At 71.9% G+C, this 20,768-nt stretch carries 21 protein-coding genes; 9 read left to right on the plus strand and 12 right to left on the minus strand.

What is annotated here, in order from left to right; translation table 11 throughout:
• Nucleotides 1-60: 60 nt before the first annotated feature.
• From QCZ28_RS26220 to QCZ28_RS26235, 4 genes are read left to right on the plus strand one after another with little or no spacing between them, the layout of a single operon-like run.
• Nucleotides 61-1,773 (plus strand): nitrite/sulfite reductase, encoded by a 1,713-nt coding sequence (locus tag QCZ28_RS26220; protein WP_279519132.1) that lies wholly within the window; start codon nucleotides 61-63, stop codon nucleotides 1,771-1,773.
• Nucleotides 1,770-1,931: a hypothetical protein gene (locus QCZ28_RS26225; protein ID WP_279519133.1), complete on the plus strand. Its 162-nt coding sequence runs from the start codon at nucleotides 1,770-1,772 to the stop codon at nucleotides 1,929-1,931. The genes QCZ28_RS26220 and QCZ28_RS26225 overlap by 4 nt, the downstream gene beginning before the upstream one ends.
• Complete coding sequence (locus tag QCZ28_RS26230) at nucleotides 1,928-2,695, plus strand: phosphoadenylyl-sulfate reductase (RefSeq protein WP_030336676.1); 768 nt, start codon at nucleotides 1,928-1,930, stop codon at nucleotides 2,693-2,695. Before QCZ28_RS26225 ends, QCZ28_RS26230 begins: the two co-directional genes overlap by 4 nt.
• On the plus strand, nucleotides 2,677-3,570 hold the full coding sequence (locus tag QCZ28_RS26235; protein ID WP_279519134.1) for a CbiX/SirB N-terminal domain-containing protein: 894 nt from the start codon (nucleotides 2,677-2,679) through the stop codon (nucleotides 3,568-3,570). The genes QCZ28_RS26230 and QCZ28_RS26235 overlap by 19 nt, the downstream gene beginning before the upstream one ends.
• A gap of 93 nt (nucleotides 3,571-3,663) precedes the next feature.
• On the opposite strand, the gene QCZ28_RS26240 is transcribed toward QCZ28_RS26235, so the two are convergent.
• Nucleotides 3,664-3,921 (minus strand): WhiB family transcriptional regulator, encoded by a 258-nt coding sequence (locus QCZ28_RS26240; RefSeq protein ID WP_007072794.1) that lies wholly within the window; start codon nucleotides 3,919-3,921, stop codon nucleotides 3,664-3,666.
• Between the two features lie 447 nt (nucleotides 3,922-4,368).
• Nucleotides 4,369-5,319, minus strand: a complete 951-nt coding sequence (locus QCZ28_RS26245) for a diacylglycerol kinase family protein (protein ID WP_279519135.1) — start codon at nucleotides 5,317-5,319, stop codon at nucleotides 4,369-4,371.
• A gap of 43 nt (nucleotides 5,320-5,362) precedes the next feature.
• Here QCZ28_RS26245 and QCZ28_RS26250 point away from each other — a divergent pair, with 43 nt between their 5' ends.
• Nucleotides 5,363-5,752 carry a hypothetical protein gene (locus tag QCZ28_RS26250; protein WP_210862675.1) on the plus strand — a complete coding sequence of 130 codons (390 nt, stop codon included), beginning with the start codon at nucleotides 5,363-5,365 and terminating at the stop codon, nucleotides 5,750-5,752.
• 22 nt (nucleotides 5,753-5,774) lie between these two features.
• Here the strand turns inward: QCZ28_RS26250 and QCZ28_RS26255 are convergent, their stop codons facing one another.
• Genes QCZ28_RS26255 through sodN form a run of 3 tightly spaced genes read right to left on the minus strand, consistent with a single transcriptional unit; the run spans nucleotide 5,775 to nucleotide 7,161 of the window.
• Nucleotides 5,775-6,182, minus strand: a complete 408-nt coding sequence (locus QCZ28_RS26255; protein ID WP_030336681.1) for an ATP-binding protein — start codon at nucleotides 6,180-6,182, stop codon at nucleotides 5,775-5,777.
• A gap of 32 nt (nucleotides 6,183-6,214) precedes the next feature.
• Nucleotides 6,215-6,760 carry a GNAT family N-acetyltransferase gene (locus QCZ28_RS26260; protein WP_279519136.1) on the minus strand — a complete coding sequence of 182 codons (546 nt, stop codon included), beginning with the start codon at nucleotides 6,758-6,760 and terminating at the stop codon, nucleotides 6,215-6,217.
• Nucleotides 6,757-7,161, minus strand: coding sequence for a superoxide dismutase, Ni (sodN, locus tag QCZ28_RS26265; protein WP_030490383.1), 405 nt, complete (start codon nucleotides 7,159-7,161; stop codon nucleotides 6,757-6,759). Before sodN ends, QCZ28_RS26260 begins: the two co-directional genes overlap by 4 nt.
• Nucleotides 7,162-7,244: 83 nt before the next feature.
• Here sodN and QCZ28_RS26270 point away from each other — a divergent pair, with 83 nt between their 5' ends.
• The 3 genes from QCZ28_RS26270 (at nucleotide 7,245) to QCZ28_RS26280 (ending at nucleotide 10,021) form a co-directional block, all read left to right on the plus strand.
• Entirely contained in the window at nucleotides 7,245-7,595 is a 351-nt protein-coding gene (locus QCZ28_RS26270) for a S26 family signal peptidase (protein WP_279519137.1), read from the plus strand.
• 145 nt (nucleotides 7,596-7,740) lie between these two features.
• On the plus strand, nucleotides 7,741-8,919 hold the full coding sequence (locus QCZ28_RS26275) for an NADP-dependent malic enzyme (protein ID WP_279519138.1): 1,179 nt from the start codon (nucleotides 7,741-7,743) through the stop codon (nucleotides 8,917-8,919).
• A gap of 139 nt (nucleotides 8,920-9,058) precedes the next feature.
• On the plus strand, nucleotides 9,059-10,021 hold the full coding sequence (locus QCZ28_RS26280) for a zinc-binding dehydrogenase (protein WP_279519139.1): 963 nt from the start codon (nucleotides 9,059-9,061) through the stop codon (nucleotides 10,019-10,021).
• 159 nt (nucleotides 10,022-10,180) lie between these two features.
• On the opposite strand, the gene QCZ28_RS26285 is transcribed toward QCZ28_RS26280, so the two are convergent.
• From QCZ28_RS26285 to QCZ28_RS26295, 3 genes are all read right to left on the minus strand, one after another.
• Nucleotides 10,181-11,146: a dienelactone hydrolase family protein gene (locus QCZ28_RS26285; RefSeq protein WP_279519140.1), complete on the minus strand. Its 966-nt coding sequence runs from the start codon at nucleotides 11,144-11,146 to the stop codon at nucleotides 10,181-10,183.
• Between the two features lie 75 nt (nucleotides 11,147-11,221).
• Nucleotides 11,222-11,758 carry an aminoglycoside adenylyltransferase gene (locus QCZ28_RS26290; RefSeq protein WP_279519141.1) on the minus strand — a complete coding sequence of 179 codons (537 nt, stop codon included), beginning with the start codon at nucleotides 11,756-11,758 and terminating at the stop codon, nucleotides 11,222-11,224.
• 28 nt (nucleotides 11,759-11,786) lie between these two features.
• Complete coding sequence (locus QCZ28_RS26295; protein WP_279519142.1) at nucleotides 11,787-12,683, minus strand: alpha/beta hydrolase; 897 nt, start codon at nucleotides 12,681-12,683, stop codon at nucleotides 11,787-11,789.
• A gap of 157 nt (nucleotides 12,684-12,840) precedes the next feature.
• Between QCZ28_RS26295 and QCZ28_RS26300 the strand changes: the two genes are divergently transcribed.
• Nucleotides 12,841-13,014 carry a hypothetical protein gene (locus QCZ28_RS26300; RefSeq protein WP_279519143.1) on the plus strand — a complete coding sequence of 58 codons (174 nt, stop codon included), beginning with the start codon at nucleotides 12,841-12,843 and terminating at the stop codon, nucleotides 13,012-13,014.
• A 153-nt stretch (nucleotides 13,015-13,167) separates the two neighbouring features.
• On the opposite strand, the gene QCZ28_RS26305 is transcribed toward QCZ28_RS26300, so the two are convergent.
• The 4 genes from QCZ28_RS26305 to QCZ28_RS26320 all read right to left on the minus strand — a co-directional run bounded on the left by QCZ28_RS26305 (nucleotide 13,168) and on the right by QCZ28_RS26320 (nucleotide 20,640).
• Complete coding sequence (locus tag QCZ28_RS26305) at nucleotides 13,168-14,283, minus strand: acetate kinase (protein WP_279519144.1); 1,116 nt, start codon at nucleotides 14,281-14,283, stop codon at nucleotides 13,168-13,170.
• A complete protein-coding gene (pta, locus tag QCZ28_RS26310) occupies nucleotides 14,280-16,349 on the minus strand; it encodes a phosphate acetyltransferase (protein ID WP_279519145.1) in 2,070 nt (689 codons plus the stop codon). The genes QCZ28_RS26305 and pta overlap by 4 nt, the downstream gene beginning before the upstream one ends.
• A 189-nt stretch (nucleotides 16,350-16,538) precedes the next feature.
• Nucleotides 16,539-16,724 carry a DUF6104 family protein gene (locus QCZ28_RS26315; RefSeq protein WP_088987811.1) on the minus strand — a complete coding sequence of 62 codons (186 nt, stop codon included), beginning with the start codon at nucleotides 16,722-16,724 and terminating at the stop codon, nucleotides 16,539-16,541.
• A gap of 142 nt (nucleotides 16,725-16,866) precedes the next feature.
• Nucleotides 16,867-20,640, minus strand: coding sequence for a multifunctional oxoglutarate decarboxylase/oxoglutarate dehydrogenase thiamine pyrophosphate-binding subunit/dihydrolipoyllysine-residue succinyltransferase subunit (locus tag QCZ28_RS26320; protein WP_279519146.1), 3,774 nt, complete (start codon nucleotides 20,638-20,640; stop codon nucleotides 16,867-16,869).
• Between the last annotated feature and the right edge of the window lie 128 nt (nucleotides 20,641-20,768).

The raw sequence follows: 20,768 nt of genomic DNA on the forward strand, positions 1-20,768 counted from the left end.
CCGGGCCGGCCGCCGCGCCCCGCGTGCCCCGAGGCACAGCAGACAACGGAGGACGCCGCGATGGCGGTCAGCAGCATCCCGGCCCGTTCCGAGGACCCGACGGCTCGTCCGACCCGAGCGCCGCGCCGGCCACGGGGTGAGGGTCAGTGGGCGCTCGGCCACCGTGAGCCGCTCAACCCCAACGAGCGGATCAAGAAGGACGACGACCCACTCAACGTTCGAGCCCGCATCGAAACCATCTACGCGCACCGCGGCTTCGCCTCCATCGACCCGCAGGACCTGCGCGGCCGGTTCCGCTGGTGGGGCCTCTACACCCAGCGCAAGGCGGGCATCGACGGCGGGCGCACCGCCGTGCTGGAGCCGCACGAGCTGGAGGACGAGTTCTTCATGCTCCGGGTCCGCATCGACGGCGGTCAGCTCAGCCTGGCCCAGCTGCGGGTGATCGCGGACATCTCCCGGGAGTTCGCCCGGGACACCGCCGACATCACCGACCGGCAGAACATCCAGTACCACTGGATCCGGGTCGAGGACATGCCGGAGATCTGGCGCCGGCTGGAGTCGGTCGGCCTGCAGACCACCGAGGCGTGCGGCGACTGCCCGCGGATCGTGCTGGGCAGCCCGGTCGCCGGGGTGGCCCGCGACGAACTGCTCGACCCGACCCCGGCGATCGACGAGATCGTCTCCCGGTACGTCGGTGACAAGCAGTTCTCCAACCTGCCCCGCAAGTTCAAGACGTCGATCTCCTGGCTGGTGGACACCCCGTACGAGTCGAACGACATCGCGTTCCTCGGTGTCGACCACCCCGAGCACGGCCCCGGCTTCGACGTCTGGGTCGGCGGTGGCCTCTCCACCAACCCGATGCTCGCCCAACGGCTCGGCGTCTGGGTGCCGCTGGCCGAGGTACCGGACGTGTGGGCAGGTGTCGTCGGGATCTTCCGCGACTACGGCTACCGCCGACTGCGCAACCGGGCCCGGCTGAAGTTCCTGGTGGCCGACTGGGGCGTGGAGCGCTTCCGCGAGGTGCTGGAGAAGGACTACCTCGGTCGTACGCTGCTCGACGGCCCAGCGCCGGTCCTGCCGTCGAAGCCGATCGACCACGTGGGCGTGCACGAGCAGGCCGACGGGCGGCACTACGTGGGCGCCGCCCCCGTGGTCGGGCGGGTTTCCGGCGCGCAGCTCAGCCAGCTCGCCGACGTGGTCGAGGCGCACGGCAGCGACCGGGTGCGGCTCACCCCGTACCAGAAGCTGCTGGTGCTCGACGTGCCGTCGGAGCGGACGGAGTCGCTCGTCGACGCGCTGCGCGGGATCGGTCTGGAGGCCCGGCCGTCGGCTTGGCGGCGCGGCACGATGGCGTGCACCGGCATCGAGTACTGCAAGCTCGCCATCGTCGAGACGAAGGCCCGTGGCGAGGAGTTGGTGGCCCGGCTGGAGCAGCGGCTGCGCGACTTCGACGCGGACATCTCGATCCACATCAACGGCTGCCCGAACGCGTGTGCCCGCACCCAGGTGGCCGACATCGGGCTGAAGGGCCAACTGGTGGTCGGCCCGGACGGCCGGCAGGTCGAGGGTTTCCAGGTGCACCTGGGTGGCGGGCTGGGCATGGCGCAGGGGCAGACCGCCGGGTTCGGCCGCAAGCTGCGCGGCCTGAAGACCACCGCCGACGAGCTTCCGGAGTACGTGGAACGGCTGGCCCTGCGCTACCTGGCCGGTCGCAGCGAGGGCGAGACGTTCGCCAACTGGGTGATCAGAGTCGACGAGGAGGAACTGCGGTGAGCAGCGAGAACCGAGCGGCACCTCTGCACTGCCCGTACTGCGGCGAGGAGGACCTGCGGCCGCACGAGGCGGGGCATGGCGCCTGGGAGTGCCACGCCTGCACCCGGGTCTTCTCGGTGAAGTTCATCGGGCTGCTCAGCCGGACGGTGACCCGGTGAGCGCGGGTCTCGTCTCGGCCACGAGCCTGCGCCTGGTGGGCCCGGGCGCCTCGGCACCGGCCGACCCGAGCGGGCGCAGCCCGGACGAGCTGCGGGCCCTGGCCGAGCAGGCCGCTCGGGACCTGGAGGGCGCCCCGGCACTGGAGATCGCCCGCTGGGCGGCGCAGACCTTCGGCGAGCGGTTCTGCGTGACCAGCTCGATGGCCGACGCCGTGCTGGCGCACCTGGTGTCCCGGGTGGCCCCCGGGGTGGACGTGGTCTTCCTCGACACCGGCCTGCACTTCCCCGAGACGCTGCGGGTCCGTGACGAGGTGGCCCGGACGCTACCGGTGAACGTCCGGTCGATCCGGCCCCGGCTCACCGTCGGTCAGCAGGACGGCCAGTACGGTCCGCGACTGTTCAACAAGTCACCGGACGACTGCTGCCAGCTGCGCAAGGTCGAGCCGCTGGAGCGGGCGCTGAGCGGGTACGACGCCTGGGCCGCCGGTCTGCGTCGGGACGAGTCGCCGACCCGGGCCAACACCCCGGTGGTGACCTTCGACGCGCGCCGCGGCAAGGTCAAGGTGAACCCGATCGCGGCCTGGTCGCAGCGGGACGTGGACGCCTACATCGCCCGGTTCAACGTGCCGGTCAACGAGCTCTTCAAGCAGGGGTACGGGTCGATCGGCTGCTGGCCGTGCACCCGCCGTACGAAGGCCGGCGAGGACGCGCGGGCCGGCCGGTGGGCGATGTTCGAGAAGACCGAGTGCGGGCTGCACGTCTGACCTCGCCGGGCACGACAGTGACCGGTGCGGCCGGCGGGGCGGACCCGGTGGTGCTCGTCGCGCACGGCAGCCGTGATCCGCGAGCGGCCGATGCCACCCGGGCGTTGGCTCGGGCGGTGTCGGCGGCCCGGCCCGGCACACCGGTGTGGGCGAGCTGGCTGGACCACACCGAGCCGGGGCCGACCGAGGTGCTGCGTCAACTGGCCGTGGCCGGTCACCGTCGGGCGGTGCTGGTGCCACTGCTGCTGACCGCCGCGTACCACCATCGGGTGGACATTCCCGCGGCGGTCGCCGCGGCGACCCGGTCCGGGCCGCCACTGGCGGTACGGGTGACCGACGTGCTCGGCCCGGCGGACGACACCCCCGATCCGGCGCTGCTGGCCGGGCTGTGCCGTCGGTTGGGTGAGACGTGGCCGGATGGTTTGAACGCGTCGCGTCGGGGCGGCTTGGACGCGTCGCGTCGGGGCGGCTTGGACGCGTCGCGTCGGGGCGGCTCGACCGCGTCGCGTCGGGGTCGGTTCGACGCGTTGGTGCTGGCTGCGGCGGGCACCCGGGACGCGCGGGCGCGTCGCTCGGTGGGCCGGGTGGCCGATGCGCTCGGCGTGGAGTTCGGGGTGCCCTGCCGGGTGGCGTACGCGTCGGCGGCTCCACCGGCGGCCGGCGTGGCGGTGTCCCGGTTGCGGGCGTCCGGCGCGCGCCGGGTCGCGGTGTCCGCGTACTTCCTGGCGCCGGGGTTGTTCCACGACGCGGTGGCCGAGGCGGCCGGGGCGGCGGGTGCGGTGGCGGTTGCCGCGCCGTTGACCGATGCGCCGGAGTTGGTCGAGTTGGTGCTACGCCGGGTCGACGATCGGCCCGCGCCGGCGTCGACGGGCTGAGCTTGTGCTGGCGTCGACGGGCTGATCCGGTGCCGGACAGCGGAACGCCCCGGTGGGCGGACCCACCGGGGCGTACAGCTGTGTCGTTGGGGATCAGGCGGAGTGAGCGCGCAGCACCCGGAGGCCGCCGCGCCGCTTGACAGCGCGCCGCTCCTCCTCGCTCATTCCGCCCCAGACGCCGGCGTCCTGACCAGACTCGAGTGCCCACTGCAGGCACTGGTCGGTCACGGAGCAGCGCCTGCAGACGGCCTTGGCCTGCTCGACCTGCAGGAGAGCCGGTCCGGACGTCCCAATCGGGAAGAACAGCTCCGGGTCCTCGTCGCGGCAGACAGCATGGTGACGCCAGTCCATGGCGGCAACACTCCTCATTCTGGATGGGTGGCAAATATTGCTTGTCGTGCTTTCCCTATATGCATCCGCAGTGCCGAGGTGACAGTTAGCGTTCGTCCATTCGGCAGTGCGTGAGCAGGCAGTTAGTGCCGGGGACCTGCTGGAACAGCTCAACCTGACGAGCATATCCAGGCAATGTCCCGGTAACTCAAGTTCGCTTGTGAATACTTTCACGAACAGTCGTGATGTCAAGGGTGACGCTCGGAAAAACTCCGGGCGGTGAGCAAGCCCACAACCCGTTTGTCCGGGTTTCCGCGCTTTCCTGGTTACCCGGCGTGCCACAGTCGAGGATCAATATAGTACAGTCCGCGTGACATTGCTGACATTTCCGGCACCTGCCCCTCGGTGTGGCGGCGACCCGGCCGATCGGCTGTGGCCACCGTGTCGACCAACTGTGGTACCCGAGACCTAGCAGATTACTCTCAGTGCGGCCGGAACGGAGGTGAATCTGACTTTCTCCCGCTCGCCGAGATAGTCCCCGTCCAGCTGGAACGCCTGTGGGCGGCTGGAGACCAGCGTGAACTCCGCCGTGTCATGGAGTCGTAACACCTGCCGACCCCGCGGATTCGGTTGCCGGGACAGGAACTGCGTCACTGTCCGTGTTGTGCTAGCCACCCGGAGCTGACGCAACGCCAGCACATCCAGCCCGAGATCGAACGACGCCTCCGGGTTCGGGTTGACCTCCCGGTCGCCCAGGTACGTCCACGGGGCAGTGTTCTGGATGATGACGGTGGCCAGCTCGGCCTCCGCCGGCTCGCCCGGGCGCTCCAAAACGATCGCCGGGTGCCGCCGGTCCGAGGCGAGGAAGTACTGGTTCATGATCGAACGCAGGTAGAGCGACGGCGTGGACACCCGCCCCTTGCGCCGGGCCTGCTCCACCCGGTGGATCACCGCGGCGTCCAGACCGAACCCGGCGCAGAAGGTGAAGTAGCGGTCGTCGGCGCGGCCCAGACCCACCGTCCGGCTGCGACCCAGCCGCAACCCCTCGAGGATCATGCTGGTCGCCTCCGGCCACTCCCGGGGCAGCCCCACCGCGCGGGCGAACACGTTCGTCGAACCACCGGGCACGGTGGCCAGCGCGGGCAGTCGCTCCGCCATCGGCGCGTCACCGGCGCGGGTCGGCGGCTCGGCCGTCATCAGGCCGTTCACTACCTCGTTCACCGTGCCGTCGCCACCCAGGGTGACGACCAGGTCGACCCCCTCCGCGGCTGCCTCCCGGGCGAGCGCCACGGCGTGCCCGCGCCGACGGGTGTAGCGCACGTTCAGATCGACTTCGCTGCGCAGCGCCCGGACAAGCACGTCCCGGCTGCGTTCGCTGGTGGTGGTGGCCTTCGGATTGACCACCAGGACGGCCCGCATGGGCGGCACTGTACCTGCCGGCAGCCCGGGTATCGTGGCGCGCGTGACCATCGACTCGGACCCGATCCCCGTCACGCTCCGCTGGGCGGTCCGGCTGCTGTGGGCAGAGGCAGCAGTCGTCGGGCTGATCGCCGTCTGGCTGATCTGGGCCGACCTCACCGCCACCCGCACCGACCTGCTGGCGGCGTTGCTGGTGACCGGGTTCGCCATCGGCGCGGCCGTCGTGCTGTGGGCGCTGGGACGCGCGCTGCTGCGCCGTCAGGCGGGCGCACGCGCCCCCGCCATCGTGCTTCAGCTGATGCTGCTGCCGATCGGCTGGTTCATGATCCAGGCGGGGCTGGGCTGGCTGGGCGTGCCGCTGATGGCGCTCGGCCTGGGCGTGGGCTGGCTGCTGGTCTGCCCTCCGACGACCCGCGCCCTCGGCTTCCAGTGACCGCCGGGGTGGGCCGGGCCGGTCAGTAGCCGCCGGAGCGGCGGGTGAGCAGCGCGATCGTGGCCCGGCCGTCGGCCGACGTGGCGGACGCCGACGTGGTCAACGCGGTGAGCACCTTCCAGGCGAAGGACGACTCGGCGGGCAGGGTGGCACCGCGCACGGTCGGCACCGTCACCTCGACGGTGAGCGCGTCCTCGGTGACCGCGAAGCGGCACTCCAACTCGGCGTCGCGGGTGGCGATGGCGAGCAGCATGGCGCACGCCTCGTCGACAGCGATCCGCAGATCCTCGATCTCGTCGAGCGCGAACTGCAACCGGGCCGCGAGACCGGCGGTGGCGGTGCGAAGGACGCCGAGGTAACCGCCGTCGGCGGGCACCGTGAGGTGCACCACGTCGTCGTCGGTCGCTGGCTGGCCAGTCAGTTGAGTCACGCCTCATCCCCCCGGTCGGGGACTCTACCCGGTCAGTCGCCCGTACGCGTGCCGGCGGTGGTGACGTGATCGGCCAGCTGGCGGAGCGCGTCGCCGCTGAGCCGGTAGGGAACCCACTCGCTCAAATGCTCGGCGCCGATCGAGGCGTAGAAACCGGCGGCCGGGTTCCAGTCGATCATCCACCACTCCAGCCGCCGGTAGCCGCGTCGTACGCAGATGTCGGCCAGCGTGGCGAGCAGCAGTCGACCGGCGCCGGTGCCCCGGGCGGCCGGCCGGACGTAGAGGTCCTCCAGGTAGATGCCGTGCACGCCGGCCCAGGTGGAGAAGTTGAGGAACCACAGCGCGAAGCCGACCGGCTGGTCCTGCTCATCCACCGCGACGTGGCCGAAGAGCGCCGGAGCGCTCGGCTCTTGCGACGTCGGGCCGGGACCGAACAGGGCCGAGGTCAACTGCTCGGCGGTGAGGTGGCACTGCTCCGGCGCGCGTTCGTACTCGGCCAGCTCGTGCACCATGGCGACGACGGCCGGCACGTCCTCGGGACGTGCCGGCCGGATCGTCGGGATGACCGGAGAGGTCACGCCTTCTTGGTCTCCCAGAAGATCTTCGAGATCTCGTCGATCTTCGCGAGCAGCTTGTCGGCGGTGGCCGGGTCGAGGCTGCCCTTGACGCCACCGGCGCCGGCGAGCTTGGTGGCCTCGTTGAACAGGCTGTGCAGGTTCGGGTACTTCTCGAAGTGCGGCGGCTTGAAGTAGTCGGTCCAGAGCACCCAGAGGTGGTGCTTGACCAGCTCGGCGCGCTGCTCCTTGATGATGACGGCGCGGGTGCGGAACTCCGGGTCGGTGTTCGACTGGTACTTCTCGCAGATCATTTTGACCGACTCGGCCTCGATCCGGGCCTGGGCCGGGTCGTAGACACCGCACGGCAGGTCGCAGTGAGCGCTCGCGGTGACGCGGGGCGCAAGGATGCGCGGAAGTCGCATCGGGATCCTCCATGGGAAGTTTGCGATGATCAAAGGCGACATTACTCCTGGAGATGCTCCCCCAACCGGTTGAGGTGAAACCAGTGACCGCCGATCATCCGGTTGAGGCGCCCCGGCTGCGGAGGCCGCTGACCGCCGTTCTGGTGACCGGCCCGTCCATGGCCCCGACGCTGCGGCACGGCGACGCGGTGCTGGTCCGCGTCGGTGGCCGCCCGATCCGGGCCGGTGACGTGGTGGTCGCGGTCTTCCGGACCCGGCCCGATCTGCTGGTGGTGAAGCGTGCGGTCCGGCCGCAGGACGGCGGCTGGTGGCTGCGGGGCGACAACGACCTGATCACCGACGACTCCCGGGCGTACGGGGTGGCCGACGTGCGCGGACGGGTGGTGGCCCGCTACTGGCCGCGCCCGGGGCGGGTGGCTCGTCGGCAGTTATGACCCTGCTCACATCCGAGGGGTGGTGTCGACACTATGCTCGGAAAGTGCCCGGGTGACCCCCCGCACCGCGTGCCACCGCCCGCCGCCCACCTCGCGGCGGGGCCGGCCGCCTCACATCTGCTCGACAGATCCTGGAGTCACCACCATGTCTTCGTCCACCGTGGACCCCGCTGATCCCGTCTTCCAACTGCACCGGGGCGGCAAGATGGCCGTCACCTCGACCGTGCCGCTCACCAGCCGGGAGGACCTCTCCCTGGCGTACACCCCGGGGGTGGCCCGGGTGTGTGAGGCGATCGCCGCCGACCCGGCCCTGGTCGACGACTACACCTGGGTGTCGCACACGGTCGCGGTGGTCACCGACGGCTCGGCGGTGCTCGGGCTGGGCAACATCGGCCCCCGGGCCGCGCTGCCGGTGATGGAGGGCAAGGCCGTGCTGTTCAAGCAGTTCGGCGGCGTGGACGCGGTGCCGGTGTGCCTGGACACCCAGGACGTGGACGAGATCGTCGCGGTGGTGCGGGCGTTGGCACCCTCGTTCGGTGGGATCAACCTGGAGGACATCAGCGCCCCGCGCTGCTTCGAGATCGAGCGTCGACTCGACGAGGCCCTGGACATCCCGGTCTTCCACGACGACCAGCACGGCACGGCGATCGTGGTGCTCGCCGCGCTGCGCAACGCCGCGACGTTGCTCGACCGCAAGCTGGGTGACCTGCGGGTCGCGGTGAGCGGCGCGGGCGCGGCCGGCGTGGCGGTGACGAAGATGCTGATCGCCGGGGGCGTCAACCCCGACCAGGTGGTGGTCTGTGACTCCAAGGGGATCATCGGCCGGCACCGCACCGAGCTGACCGGCACCAAGGCCGAGTTGGCGGCGAGCACCAACGCCGACGGCCGGCGCGGCGACATCACCGAGGCGCTGCGCGACGCGGACGTGCTGGTCGGGGTCTCCGGCGGGCAGATCCCCGAGGCGGCGGTGGCTCAGATGGCACCCGGCGGAATCGTCTTCGCCCTGGCGAACCCCACCCCCGAGGTGCACCCCGAGGTGGCCGCCCGGCACGTCGCGGTGGTCGCCACCGGGCGCAGTGACTACCCCAACCAGATCAACAACGTGCTGGCCTTCCCCGGGGTGTTCCGCGGTGCGCTGGACGCCGGCGCCACCAGGATCACCGAGGCGATGAAGGTCGCCGCCGCGGACGCCATCGCCGGTGTGGTGGCCGAGTCGCTGACCGCCGACGCGATCGTGCCGTCCCCGCTCGATCCGCGCGTCGCGCCGGCCGTGGCCGAGGCGGTCGCCGAAGCCGCCCGCCGCGACGGCGTCGCCCGCCGCTAGGACGCACGCCTGGGCCAGGGGTGCTCCGGCGCAGCATGCGCCGCTGGCCTACGGGCCGCGTGGGCCAGGGGCGCTCCGGCGCAGCATGCGCCGCTGGCCTACGCGGCACACCTTCTTAACGAGCGCTCAGCTTGTTACCGTGCCGATCATGCGTGCTGCCTTTGCCTCCCGTTTCGACGACGCCGACCCGCTCGCCGCGCTCACCGTCGGCGAGCGGCCCGAGCCGACCACTCCGGCGGACGACTGGGTGACCGTGCAGTTGCGGGCCACCTCGCTCAACCACCACGACCTGTGGTCGCTGCGCGGGGTGGGTCTCACCGAGGCCCAACTGCCGATGATCCTCGGCTGCGACGCGGTCGGGGTGGACCCGGAGGGGCGTCCGGTGGTCGTCTACCCGGTGGTCGTCACCCCGGGTGACCCGCGCGGGGTCTCCATCCTCTCCGAGCACTTCGCCGGGACGCTCGCCGAGCGGGTGGTCGTACCCCGGTCGAATCTGATCCCGCTGCCCGACGGCATGGCGGCGACCGACGCGGCGTGCCTGCCCACGGCCTGGCTGACCGCGTGGCGGATGCTGACCACCAAGGGCCGCGTCGCGGACGCCGACAGCGTGCTGGTCCAGGGCGCGGGCGGTGGGGTGGCCACCGCGGCCGTCGCGCTCGCCGTCGCGATGGGCAAGCGGGTGTACGCGACCAGCCGCGACGCTGTGAAGCGTGACCGGATCTCCGCCCTCGGCGCCACCGCCGTGGAGCCCGGCGCCCGGCTGCCGGAGCGGGTCGACGTGGTGATCGAGACGGTCGGCGCGGCCACCTTCGACCACTCGCTGAAGTCGGCCGCGCCGATGGCCCGGATCGTGGTCTCCGGCGCGACCGCCGGGCACGAGCCGTCGGTCAACCTGCGCCGGGTCTTCGCCATGCAGTTGGAGATCCTGGGCACCTCGATGGGCACGCCCGGTGAGCTGTACGAGCTGCTGGCGTTCTGCTCCGACAACGAGGTGCGCCCGGTCGTCGACTGCGTCATCCCGTTCAGCCGGGTCGAGGACGCCTTCGCCCGACTGCACTCCGGCGACGCCTTCGGCAAGGTCGTCATCGACCACGAGGCCTAACGCCCGCCGCGCCGCGCTCGCGCCGCGCGCCCCGCGCGGCCCCAAGATCCGCGCAACATCGGGGAAACTGCTGCATCCCGGCGTGCCGAGGCAGCAACATCCCCGATGTTGCGCAGATCTTGGGCGCGGGCGCGGGCGCGGGCGCGGGCGCGGCAGAGGTCAGAGGTGGTCGTCGAAGGTGGCGATGTCGCCGCGCGTCGCGTCGGTGGAGATGCGCTTCTTGGCGTCCGGGTCGCCGTAGAGCGACCAGCGCAGGAACTCGACCGAGGTGTCCGAGACGACCCGCAGCGTCGCGCCGTCGCTGAGCAGCGCCCGCCCGTGGTCGCCCTTCGGCAGGCTCAGCATCGCCTTCGGCCAGGGCACCTTGTCGTAGGCGGCCTTGCCGGCCGCGTACTCGACCACCTCGTCCAGCTCACCGTGCACGAACAACTGCGGGGCGGCGGCACCGGCGAACGCGGTGCCCACCCCGAGCGCCGTGCCGGCGAACACCACTCCCGCGTCCAGCCGTTCGTCCCGGCTCGCGGTGAACAGGCCGATGGTGGTCACCCCGCCCGCCGAGTGCCCGGCCGCGGCCACCCGCTCGCCGTCCAACCGGCCGCGCAACGCGTCGCCGGCCTTGCCGTCCAACGCCAACACCTGATCCAACGCGTACGACACGTCGGCGGGCTGGTTGAGCACGTCGAGGACGTTGTTGTCGGCGCCCCGGGAGGTGTGCGGGAACGCCGGCGCGGCAACCACGAAACCGGCCGCCGCCCAGCGGGTCAGCAGCGTGGCGTAGTCGTCCGGCCGCCCACCCAGGCCGTGACTGAACATCACCACCGGGAACCGGCCCTCCGCCGCCGTCGCCGACCGCTTGGCCGCGCCGCCGGACTGCCCGGCCGCCGGGTACCAGAGCGTCGTCGGCAGCGCGCGGCCGTCCCGGTTCAGCTTCAGCTGGCGTACGCCGACAGCGAAGGCGCGCTGCGGGGCTTTCCCGGCGGGTACCTGCGGTGTCGGGGTGGCGGCGGGCGGTGGTTCGACGGGCGCCTGCTGGCTCTCTGCCTTCCGGGCGTCCGCCGAGCAGCCGACCAGACCGGCCAGGAGCACGGCGCTGGCCAGCAGGGCGGGGGTGACACGACGCGACATGAATCCGATTGTGCCTCGCCCCGCAGACCTGCCCGGCGAACTTCGGCACGGTGTGCCCGCCCGCTCACCCACAGCTCAGGGGGCGCGCCGCGGGGCGGGGGTGAGATCGCGCAGCCGGGCCAGGTCGTCGGCGTCCTTCGGGCGGCGCTGACGTTCCGGCATCCAGACCGGGTACATCTGCTTGAACTCGATCTGGGCGGCCACCGAGATGGTCGGCACGGTGAGCGGGCCGATCCGGCCGGGTGGGGCGGCCAGCATCCCGGCCGGCAGTGGGGTGCCGGCCCAGGACCCGGCACCTACCGTCGGTCGGCCGGCGGCATCCCGACCCAGGTACGCGAAGCTGACCTCCACGTCGGCGGCGAACAGGTCGAGCTGCAATCGGACGGGCATCCGCGGGTCGGGAAGCCAGCCCCGGGCCAGCAGCAGGTCGGCCAGCCGGTCCGCGTCGTCGCGCCAGCAGTACCAGTCGACGTCGACGTGCGGGCGGGTCACAGTGCCGAGCTGGAAGTCCATCGCCCAGCCGCCGCGCAGCCACACCGGGATGCCACCCGCCCCGGTCACCGTGATGACCTCGGCGATGCTCGCCAACTGCCGGCGCGCAAGCTCGTCCACCGCACGACCGTACCGACGGCGGCAGGGGTCAGTGGGCCGGGCGGGACTCGTAACGGGTCAGGGTGGGGGAGTGGGCGTCGGTGCGGAGGCGGGCGGCGGCAACCTGATCGCCGTAGAGGGTCCAGCGCAGGAAGTCGGTGGTGGTGGCGAGGACCGGGGTGAAGCCCGGGTGGCCCGGCGTGAGGTACGCCCCGTGGTCCTGGTCGAGCAGGCTGAGGAACGCGGCCGGCCCGGGGGTGCGCGCGTACGCGGCCCGACCGACTGTCACCGGCACCACCGGGTCAGCCGTGCCGTGCACGAAGAGCACCGGCGCGGCCGGCCCGGCGAAGCTGCCCGGCAACCCGCCGCCGGCGATCACGATCCCGGCGCGCAAGCGGGCCTGGTGGCCCTCGCTGAACATGCCGGAGGTGGTGAAGCCGCCCGCCGAGTGCCCGGCGGCGGCGATCGAGGTCAGGTCGAGGTGCCCGGCGAGCGGATCGGCGCGGTTGCGGTCGAGCCGCCCCAGGTGCCGGATCAGCCGCCAGGCGTCGGCCGGCTGGTGGCGTACGTCGGCCCGGGTGAAGTGCGCGGCACCCTGCCGGGTGTGCGGGTACGCGGGTGCGGCCACCACGAAACCGGCCGCCGCCCAGCGGGTGGTCAGGCCGGCGTGCAACTCGGGCCGGCTGCCCAGGCCGTGGCTGTAGATCACCACCGGGAACCGTCCGGCCGCCACCTGACCTGTCGACGTCGGGTACCAGATCGTCACCGGCAGCGGGCGCGCCGAACGCGGATCGAGGGTGAGCGTACGCACGCCGACGGCGTACGCCCCCTCGGGCGCTCGACGCGCCGGCACGGGGTCGGTGGCCCCGCCGGCCACGGCCGTGGCCGGCGCGCAGCCGGCCAGCAACGCTGTCACCAGTACGGCCAGCAGCCGTCCCGCCCCCATCGTTTCACGGTAGGTGCCCGGGAGGGCGTAACAGCCCCGCCGTCCGGTTCGGCTGCACCGGCCACCCGGTCGGGTCACCTCCACCGGCCGGGTCCACCCCCGCGACGCCGTGGACCGGGGACGGTGCCGCGTGACCAGCTTCGCTAGGGTCACCGACATGCCTGAGAACTACACAGACCCCAGCGGCAACACCGAGGCGTTCCGTGCCTTCACCCAGACGCCGGAGGCTGCGGCACCGGCGGAGGCCCCGTCCCGCCTGCCGCTCATCATCGGCGCGGCGGTGGTCGTCGTGGTGCTGGTGGCACTCGTCGCCTGGCTGGCGACCGGCTGAGCTCGTCGCCTGGCTGGCGGCCGGCTGAGCTCGTCGCCTGGCTGGCGGCCCGGTGATCCGTGGCCTGGTCGAGCGGGCGCCGGGCGGCGCTGGTGGCCCGGTCGGGCTGGCGGCTGAGCTGGTGGCCCGACTGGCCGGCGGCTGGTCGAGCCGTCAGGCCGCCCCGACCAGGTCCCGGGTCTGCCGGGCGATCTCCCGCTCCTCGTCGGTGCGGATGACGCAGACGCTCACCTCGGCGCCGTCCGGTGAGATCACCCGGTCGCCGTCACCGTCGTTGCGGGCGTCGTCCACGCGGATGCCGAGCCGGCCCAGGCCGGCCAGCGCGGCGGCCCGCACCGGCGCGGCGTGCTCGCCGACCCCGGCGGTGAAGGTGATCGCGTCGACCCGGCCGAGCAGCGCGTAGTACGCCCCGACGTAGCCGGTGATGCGCCGGCAGTACACCTCGAAGGCCAGCGACGCCGCCTGATCACCGGCAGCCCGACGCTGGAGGACCTCGCGCATGTCGTTGACGCCGGTCAGCCCGAGCAGGCCGCTGCGGTGGTTGAGCAGGTCGTCGATGTCGTCCACCGACAGCCCGCCCTCCCGGCGCAGGTGGAAGATCACGGTGGGGTCGATGTCGCCGCTGCGGGTGCCCATCACCAGCCCTTCGAGGGGGGACATGCCCATCGAGGTGGCGACGCTGCGACCGTTCTCGACCGCGCACGCGCTGGCCCCGTTGCCCAGGTGCAGGGTGATCGTGTTGATCTGCTCGTACGGCCGGCCCAGCAGTTCGGCGGTGCGGCGGGACACGTACGCGTGTGAGGTGCCGTGGAAGCCGTACCGGCGGATGTCGTACCGCTCGGCGACCTCGCGGTCGATCGCGTACGTCGCGACGGCCTCCGGCAGGGTGTGGTGGAACGCGGTGTCGAAGACGGCGACCTGCGGCACGTCCGGCAGCGCCGAGCGGGCCACCTCGATGCCCGCCAGGTTGACCGGGTTGTGCAACGGGGCGAGCGGGATCAGCTCGCGGATCGCGGCCAGCACCGCGTCGTCGACGAGCACCGGCGCGCTGAACTTCTTGCCGCCGTGCACCACCCGGTGCCCGACCGCCGCCAACCCGGTCAGGTCCAGCCCGTCGAGGATCTGCTGGACCGCCTCGGTGTGGTCAGTCGGGCCACCACCGGGCTCACCGATGCGTTCGACGGTGCCGTGGTCGAGCGCCCGCTCACCGTCGTAGCGACGCCACTTCACCGACGACGACCCGCAGTTGAGCACCAGCACCTGACTCACGACGCCTCCTCGGTGGCCGCCTGGATGGCGGTGATCGCCACCGTGTTGACGATGTCCGTCACCAACGCGCCCCGGGACAGGTCGTTCACCGGTCGGCGTAGGCCCTGCATGACGGGGCCGACGGCGACCGCCCCGGCGGAGCGTTGCACCGCCTTGTACGTGTTGTTGCCGGTGTTCAGGTCCGGGAAGATGAAGACCGTGGCGTGGCCGGCGACCGGGCTGCCCGGCAGCTTCGTCGCCGCCACCGCCGGGTCGATCGCCGCGTCGTACTGGATGGGTCCCTCGACGAGCAGGTCGGGCCGGCGTTCCCGGACCAGCGCGGTGGCCGCCGCGACCTTCTCCACGTCCGCGCCGGCACCGGAGCTGCCGGTGGAGTACGACAGCATCGCCACCCGGGGTTCGATGCCGAACCGGGCTGCGGTGTCGGCCGACGAGATCGCGATGTCGGCGAGCTGGGCCGCGTCGGGGTCGCGGTTGACCGCGCAGTCGCCGTAGACCAGCACCCGGTCGGCGAGCAGCATGAAGAAGACGCTGGAGGCCACCGAGACGTCCGGCAGCGTACGGATGATCTCGAACGCGGGCCGGATGGTCGCGGCGGTGGTGTGCGTCGCGCCGGAGACCATGCCGTCGGCTCGGCCGGTCGCCACCATCAGGGTGCCGAAGTAGTTGGGCTGCGCCACGATGTCGTGCGCCACCTCGGCGGTGACGCCCCGGTGGGCGCGCAGCCGGGCGTACTCGGCGGCGAAGTCGTCGCGCCACCCGCTGGTGACCGGGTCGACCAGGTGCGCGTCGCCCAGGTCGATGCCCAGCTCGCGGGTGCGCCGGGCGATGTCGTCCGGTCTGCCGAGCAGCGTCAGCTCGGCCACTCCGCGGCGTAGCAGGATCTCCGCCGCGCGCAGGATCCGCTCGTCGGTGCCCTCCGGCAGCACCAGGTGGCGGGGCTTCGAGCGGGCCCGGTCGATCAGCTCGTTCTCGAACATCAGCGGGGTGACCCGGGCCGACCGGCTGACCCGCAGCCGGCGGGCCAGGTCGTCGGTGTCGACGCAGCGTTCGAACGCGCCGAGCGCGGCCTCCACCTTGCGGGGATTGGCCGCGCTGGGCCGGCCCTCGATGCGGCTGGACGCGGCCACCGTGTCGTAGCTGTCGCTGCGCACGGAGAGCACCGCCAGCCCGGTGTTGAGCCCCTCCACCAGCCGCATGACCCGGGGGTCGGGTTGCTCGCCGAGGGTGAGCACCAGCCCGGCCACCGACACCTGCCCGGCCACGTGCGCGGCGCTCGCGGCGACGAGCAGGTCGGCCCGGTCCCCGGGGGTGATCACCAGGGCGCCCTCGGTGAGGTGGCCCAGCAGGGTCGGCACATGCGCCGCGCCGACCACGAAATCCAGCACGTCGCGACCGAGCGCGGCGTCGTCCCCGGCCAGCAGGGTGGCGCCGAGCGCCGCCGCCACCTCGGCCACCGTCGGCGCCGACACGCTCGGCACCTCCGGGATGGCGTACGCGGGCACCGGCAGGTCGGGCAGCGTCATCGGCTCGGACACCCGGTTGGCGATCACCGCGAGCACTGTCGCGCCCAGGTCGGCCAGATCGTGGTACGCCCCCCGCATCGCCGCCGCCACGGCCGCCGGCTCCTGCCCGAAGCCGTCCACCACGGGCACCACCACGCTGCCGAACTCGGTGGCCAGCCGGGCGTTGAAGGCCAGCTCGCGGGGGCGGGCCGGGTCGCCCGGGTCGTCGAAGTCGCTGCCCACCACGACCACCGCCGGGCACTGCCGTTCCACCGCCCGGTAGCGCTCGACGATCGCGGAGATCAGCTGCTCCCGTCGGCCGTCCGCGACCAGCGCGGCAGCCTCGGCGTAGCTCGCCCCGGCCAGCTCGGCCAGCGGCACCTCGACCCGGTACCGCTCGCTGAGCAGGGCGAGGATCGGATCCTGCCCGGTGTCGGCGACCAGCGGCCGGAACACGCCGATCCGCCCGACCTGGCGGGACAGCAACTCCGCCAGCCCCAGGGCGATCGTCGACTTGCCCCCGCCGGACCCCACGCTCGTCAGATACACACTTCGGGCCACAGCCCCACCCTAGAAGATCGCGAACCCCGTCACCCGGGCCCTCCGACCCTGCCCCCGGACCCCCTGACCCGGCCCTCACCCGCCCCCGCCCCCGGTGATCATGAGGTTAGCGTCCGACACGCCGATGACACGCGCGGCTAACTTCATGATCAACGCGCGGGGAGTGGGGGTGGGCGGCCGGGCGGGGGGTTAGGCGTCGTCGTCGTCGGGGTCGTCGAGGCGGGCCAGGTAGGTGGCCAGGCGTTCGATGGGGGTTTCGAAGTCGGGGTTGAGGTCGACGAAGTCGCGCAGGCGCTCGCCGAGCCACTCCAGGGTCACCTGCTCGTCGCCCCGGCGCTCGACCAGCTCCTCGATGCCACGGTCGGTGAAGTACATGGGTACGTCCTCGTGCTCGGCCCGGCTCGGGCCGGGCGGGTGGGGTAGGCCGGTGGGTGGGTGATCGACCGGCGGGACCTACGGGAGCCGGGGCAGGACCGTGGTGAAACGGCCCTGCCCCGGCTGCCGTGCTCAGGTCAGGTCACGGGCGGGGGAGTGCCGCCTCGATCAGCGCGTTCTGCTCGACCTCGTGGGTCTTGGCCGAGCCGACCGCCGGGGCGGCCGCGGCCGGGCGGGAGATCCGCCGCAGCCGAACGTCGGTGAGGTGCTCCAGCAGGTTGAGCGCGACGAACGACCAGGCGCCCTGGTTGGCCGGCTCCTCCTGCACCCAGGCGAAGTCCTCCGCGTTCGGGAACTGCGCCAGGGCGGCCCGGATCTCCTCCACCGGCAGCGGGTACAGCTGCTCGAGCCGGATGATGGCGGTGTCGGTGACGCCGCGCTCCTGCCGTGCCTGGAACAGGTCGTAGTAGACCTTGCCGGAGCAGAGCAGCACCCGCTTCACCGCCTCCGGCGCCGGGGCGGCGGTGTCGCGCAGCACCGGCTGGAAGGTGCCGGTGGTGAAGTCCTCCACCGGGGAGACGCAGAGCTTGTGCCGCAGCAGCGACTTCGGCGTGAACACCACCAACGGCTTGCGCTTGGGCGACAGTGCCTGGCGGCGCAGCAGGTGGAAGTAGTTCGCCGGGGTGGTCGGGATGGACACCCGCATGTTGTCCTCGGCGCACATCTGCAGGAACCGCTCCGGCCGGCCGGAGGTGTGGTCCGGGCCCTGACCCTCGTGGCCGTGCGGCAGCAGCAGGGTGATGGCGGAACGCTGGCCCCACTTCACCTCACCGGACGAGATGAACTCGTCGATCACCGACTGGGCGCCGTTGACGAAGTCGCCGAACTGGGCCTCCCAGGCGACGAGGGCGTTGATGTTCTCCACCGAGTAGCCGTACTCGAAGCCCATCGCCGCGTACTCGCTGAGCAGCGAGTCGTGCACGAAGAACCGGGAGCGGTCGCCGTCGCCGGTGAGCGACTTCAACGGCAGGTAGTCGTCGCCGGTACGGGAGTCGACCACCGAGGCGTGCCGCTGGACGAACGTGCCGCGACGCGAGTCCTGCCCGGCGAGCCGGACGGTGACCCCGTCGTGCAGCAGCGCCCCGAGCGCGATGATCTCGCCGAAGCCCCAGTCGATGTTGCCCTCGACGGACATCTTGGCCCGCCGGTCCAGCAGTTGCTGGATCCGCTTGTGCGGGGTGAAGCCCTCCGGCAGGTTGATGTGCGCCTCGCCGATGGCCTTGACCACTGACGCGTCGGTGGCGGTGTCGACCTGCGGCTCCGGCTCCTCCTCGCGGCGCGGCCGGTTGAGCTGGCGCGGTGCCGAGGCGGCGTCCCGGGTGGCCTTGAAGACCTTCTCCAGCTGCGCCTGGTAGTCGCGCAGCAGTTCCTCCGCGTCCTCCACGGTGATGTCGCCGCGACCGATCAGCTCCTCGGTGTAGAGCTTGCGGACCGAGCGCTTCGAGTCAATGATCTTGTACATCTGGGGGTTGGACATCGACGGGTCGTCGCCCTCGTTGTGCCCGCGCCGGCGGTAGCAGACCATGTCGATCACGACGTCCTTGTTGAACGTCTGCCGGTACTCGAACGCCAGCCGGGCCACCCGGACCACGGCCTCCGGGTCGTCGCCGTTGACGTGGAAGATCGGCGCCTGGATCATCCGGGCCACGTCGGTGCTGTAGAGGCTGGACCGGCTGTACTCCGGGGCGGTGGTGAAGCCGACCTGGTTGTTGACCACCACGTGTACGGTGCCGCCGGTGCGGTAGCCGCGCAGCTGCGACAGGTTGAGCGTCTCGGCGACCACGCCCTGCCCGGCGAAGGCGGCGTCACCGTGCACCGCCAGCGGCAGCACGGTGTAGCCCTCCAGCTTGAGGTCTATCCGGTCCTGCTTGGCCCGGACGATGCCCTCCAGCACCGGGTCGACGGCCTCCAGGTGCGACGGGTTGGCCACCACCGACACCTTGACCGCGTGCTCGCCGTCGGGGGTGGTGAACTTGCCGTTCTGACCCAGGTGGTACTTCACGTCGCCGGAGCCCTGCGTCGAGCGCGGGTCCAGGTGGCCCTCGAACTCGGAGAAGATCTTCTCGTACGGCTTGCCGACGATGTTGGCCAGCACGTTGAGCCGACCCCGGTGGGCCATGCCGATGACGACCTCGTCCAGCCCGCTCTCGGCGGACGACTCCAGCACCTCACCGAGCAGCGGGATCAGCGACTCCCCGCCCTCCAGCGAGAAGCGCTTCTGGCCGACGTACTTCGTCTGCAGGAAGGTCTCGAACGCCTCGGCGGCGTTGAGCCGGTTGAGCACGTGCTTCTGCTCGTCGGCGGACGGCTTCTCGTACTTGCGCTCGATCCGCTCCTGGACCCAACGGCGCTCCTCCGGGTCCTGGATGTGCATGTACTCGATGCCGACCCGGCGGCAGTACGAGTCGCGCAGCACACCGAGGATCTCGCGCAGCTTCATCCGCTGCCGACCGGCGAAGCCGTTGACCGGGAACTCGCGGTCCAGGTCCCACAGGGTCAGCCCGTGCTGGAGGACGTCCAGGTCGGGGTGCTTGCGGATCTTGAATTCCAGCGGGTCGGTGTCGGCCATCAGGTGACCGCGCACCCGGTACGCGTGGATCAGCTCGTGCACCCGGGCGGTCTTGTTGATCTGACCCTCGGAGTTGACCGCCACGTCGCGCATCCACCGCACCGGCTCGTACGGGATGCGCAGCGAGGTGAAGATCTCGTCGTAGAAGTCGTGCTCGCCCAGGATCAGCTCGTGCATCACCTTGAGGAACTCGCCGGACTGCGCGCCCTGGATGATCCGGTGGTCGTACGTGCTGGTCAGCGTGATGATCTTGCTGACCGCCAGCTCGGCCAGGGTGGCCTCGGACATCCCCTGGTAGGGGGCCGGGTACTCCATCGCGCCGACACCGATGATCGCGCTCTGCCCCTGCATGAGCCGCGGCATCGAGTGCACGGTGCCGATCCCGCCCGGGTTGGTCAGCGAGATCGTGGTGCCGGAGTAGTCCTCCATGGTCAGCTCGTTGCGCCGGGCCCGGCGGACCACATCCTCGTACGCCTGCCAGAACTGCCGGAAGTCCATCTGCTCGCAGCCCTTGATGGAGGGGACCACCAGGTTGCGGCTGCCGTCCGGCTTGGCCAGGTCGATCGCGATGCCGAGGTTGACGTGTGCCGGGCGGACCACCGCCGGCTTGCCGTTGGCCTCGGCGAAGGAGTTGTTCATCTCCGGGTGCTGGACCAGCGCGCGCACCATCGCGTAGCCGACCAGGTGGGTGAAGCTGACCTTGCCACCCCGACCCCGGGCGAGGTGGTTGTTGATCACGATGCGGTTGTCCACGAGCAGCTTGGCCGGGACCGCGCGCACGCTGGTCGCGGTGGGCACGCTCAGCGAGGCGTCCATGTTCTGGACGATCTTCGCGGCGACGCCCCGCAACGGGGTGGTCTGCGGGCCCTCGGCGCCCGGCTCGGTGGCCTTGGCGGCCGGCTTGGCCGGTGCTGCCTTCTCCGGGGCGGCCTTGGGCGTGGCCGGAGCGGCGGACTTGGTCGGTGCCGGCTGGGCGGCGGCCGGCTTGCTCGGGGCGGCCGGCTTGCTCGCGGTCGCCGGCTTGGCCGGGGCGCTCGGCTGGGCGACGCTGACGGCCGCCTCGGGCTGGCCGTCCGGCTCGGGGGCGGCGGCCGGCTTGTCCGACGATTCGGCACCGGCCGGGGTGCCCGCACCCGGTGCTGGCCGGTAGTCGGCGAAGAAGTCGTGCCAGGCCGAATCGACGCTCGATGGGTCGGCGAGGTAACGCTGGTACATCTCCTCGACGATCCACTCATTCGGGCCGAAACCCGCCAGTGGGTTCTCCTGCGAAGTCTGCTGGGTCGACACGGCCGGTAATCGCCTCTTTCACGCGGGTTTGTGTGGCACGCGGTGTGTCCTGTCGCGCCCGATTAGGAGCACGGACTGGACGGCTCCCAGGCTACGCCGTACCGATCCCGCAGGCATTTCCGCCTCGG

Source organism: Micromonospora sp. DH14, assembly GCF_029809455.1.
GTDB lineage: Bacteria > Actinomycetota > Actinomycetes > Mycobacteriales > Micromonosporaceae > Micromonospora > Micromonospora parva.

What these genes read in the sequence shown, in the direction of transcription:
- QCZ28_RS26220 (WP_279519132.1), top strand. Translation starts at nt 61, where the DNA reads ATGGCGGTCAGCAGCATCCCGGCCCGTTCCGAGGACCCGACGGCTCGT.
- QCZ28_RS26240 (WP_007072794.1), bottom strand. Translation starts at nt 3,921, where the DNA reads ATGGACTGGCGTCACCATGCTGTCTGCCGCGACGAGGACCCGGAGCTG.
- QCZ28_RS26245 (WP_279519135.1), bottom strand. Translation starts at nt 5,319, where the DNA reads ATGCGGGCCGTCCTGGTGGTCAATCCGAAGGCCACCACCACCAGCGAA.
- sodN (WP_030490383.1), bottom strand. Translation starts at nt 7,161, where the DNA reads ATGCGACTTCCGCGCATCCTTGCGCCCCGCGTCACCGCGAGCGCTCAC.
- QCZ28_RS26275 (WP_279519138.1), top strand. Translation starts at nt 7,741, where the DNA reads ATGTCTTCGTCCACCGTGGACCCCGCTGATCCCGTCTTCCAACTGCAC.
- QCZ28_RS26285 (WP_279519140.1), bottom strand. Translation starts at nt 11,146, where the DNA reads ATGTCGCGTCGTGTCACCCCCGCCCTGCTGGCCAGCGCCGTGCTCCTG.
- QCZ28_RS26295 (WP_279519142.1), bottom strand. Translation starts at nt 12,683, where the DNA reads ATGGGGGCGGGACGGCTGCTGGCCGTACTGGTGACAGCGTTGCTGGCC.
- QCZ28_RS26300 (WP_279519143.1), top strand. Translation starts at nt 12,841, where the DNA reads ATGCCTGAGAACTACACAGACCCCAGCGGCAACACCGAGGCGTTCCGT.
- QCZ28_RS26315 (WP_088987811.1), bottom strand. Translation starts at nt 16,724, where the DNA reads ATGTACTTCACCGACCGTGGCATCGAGGAGCTGGTCGAGCGCCGGGGC.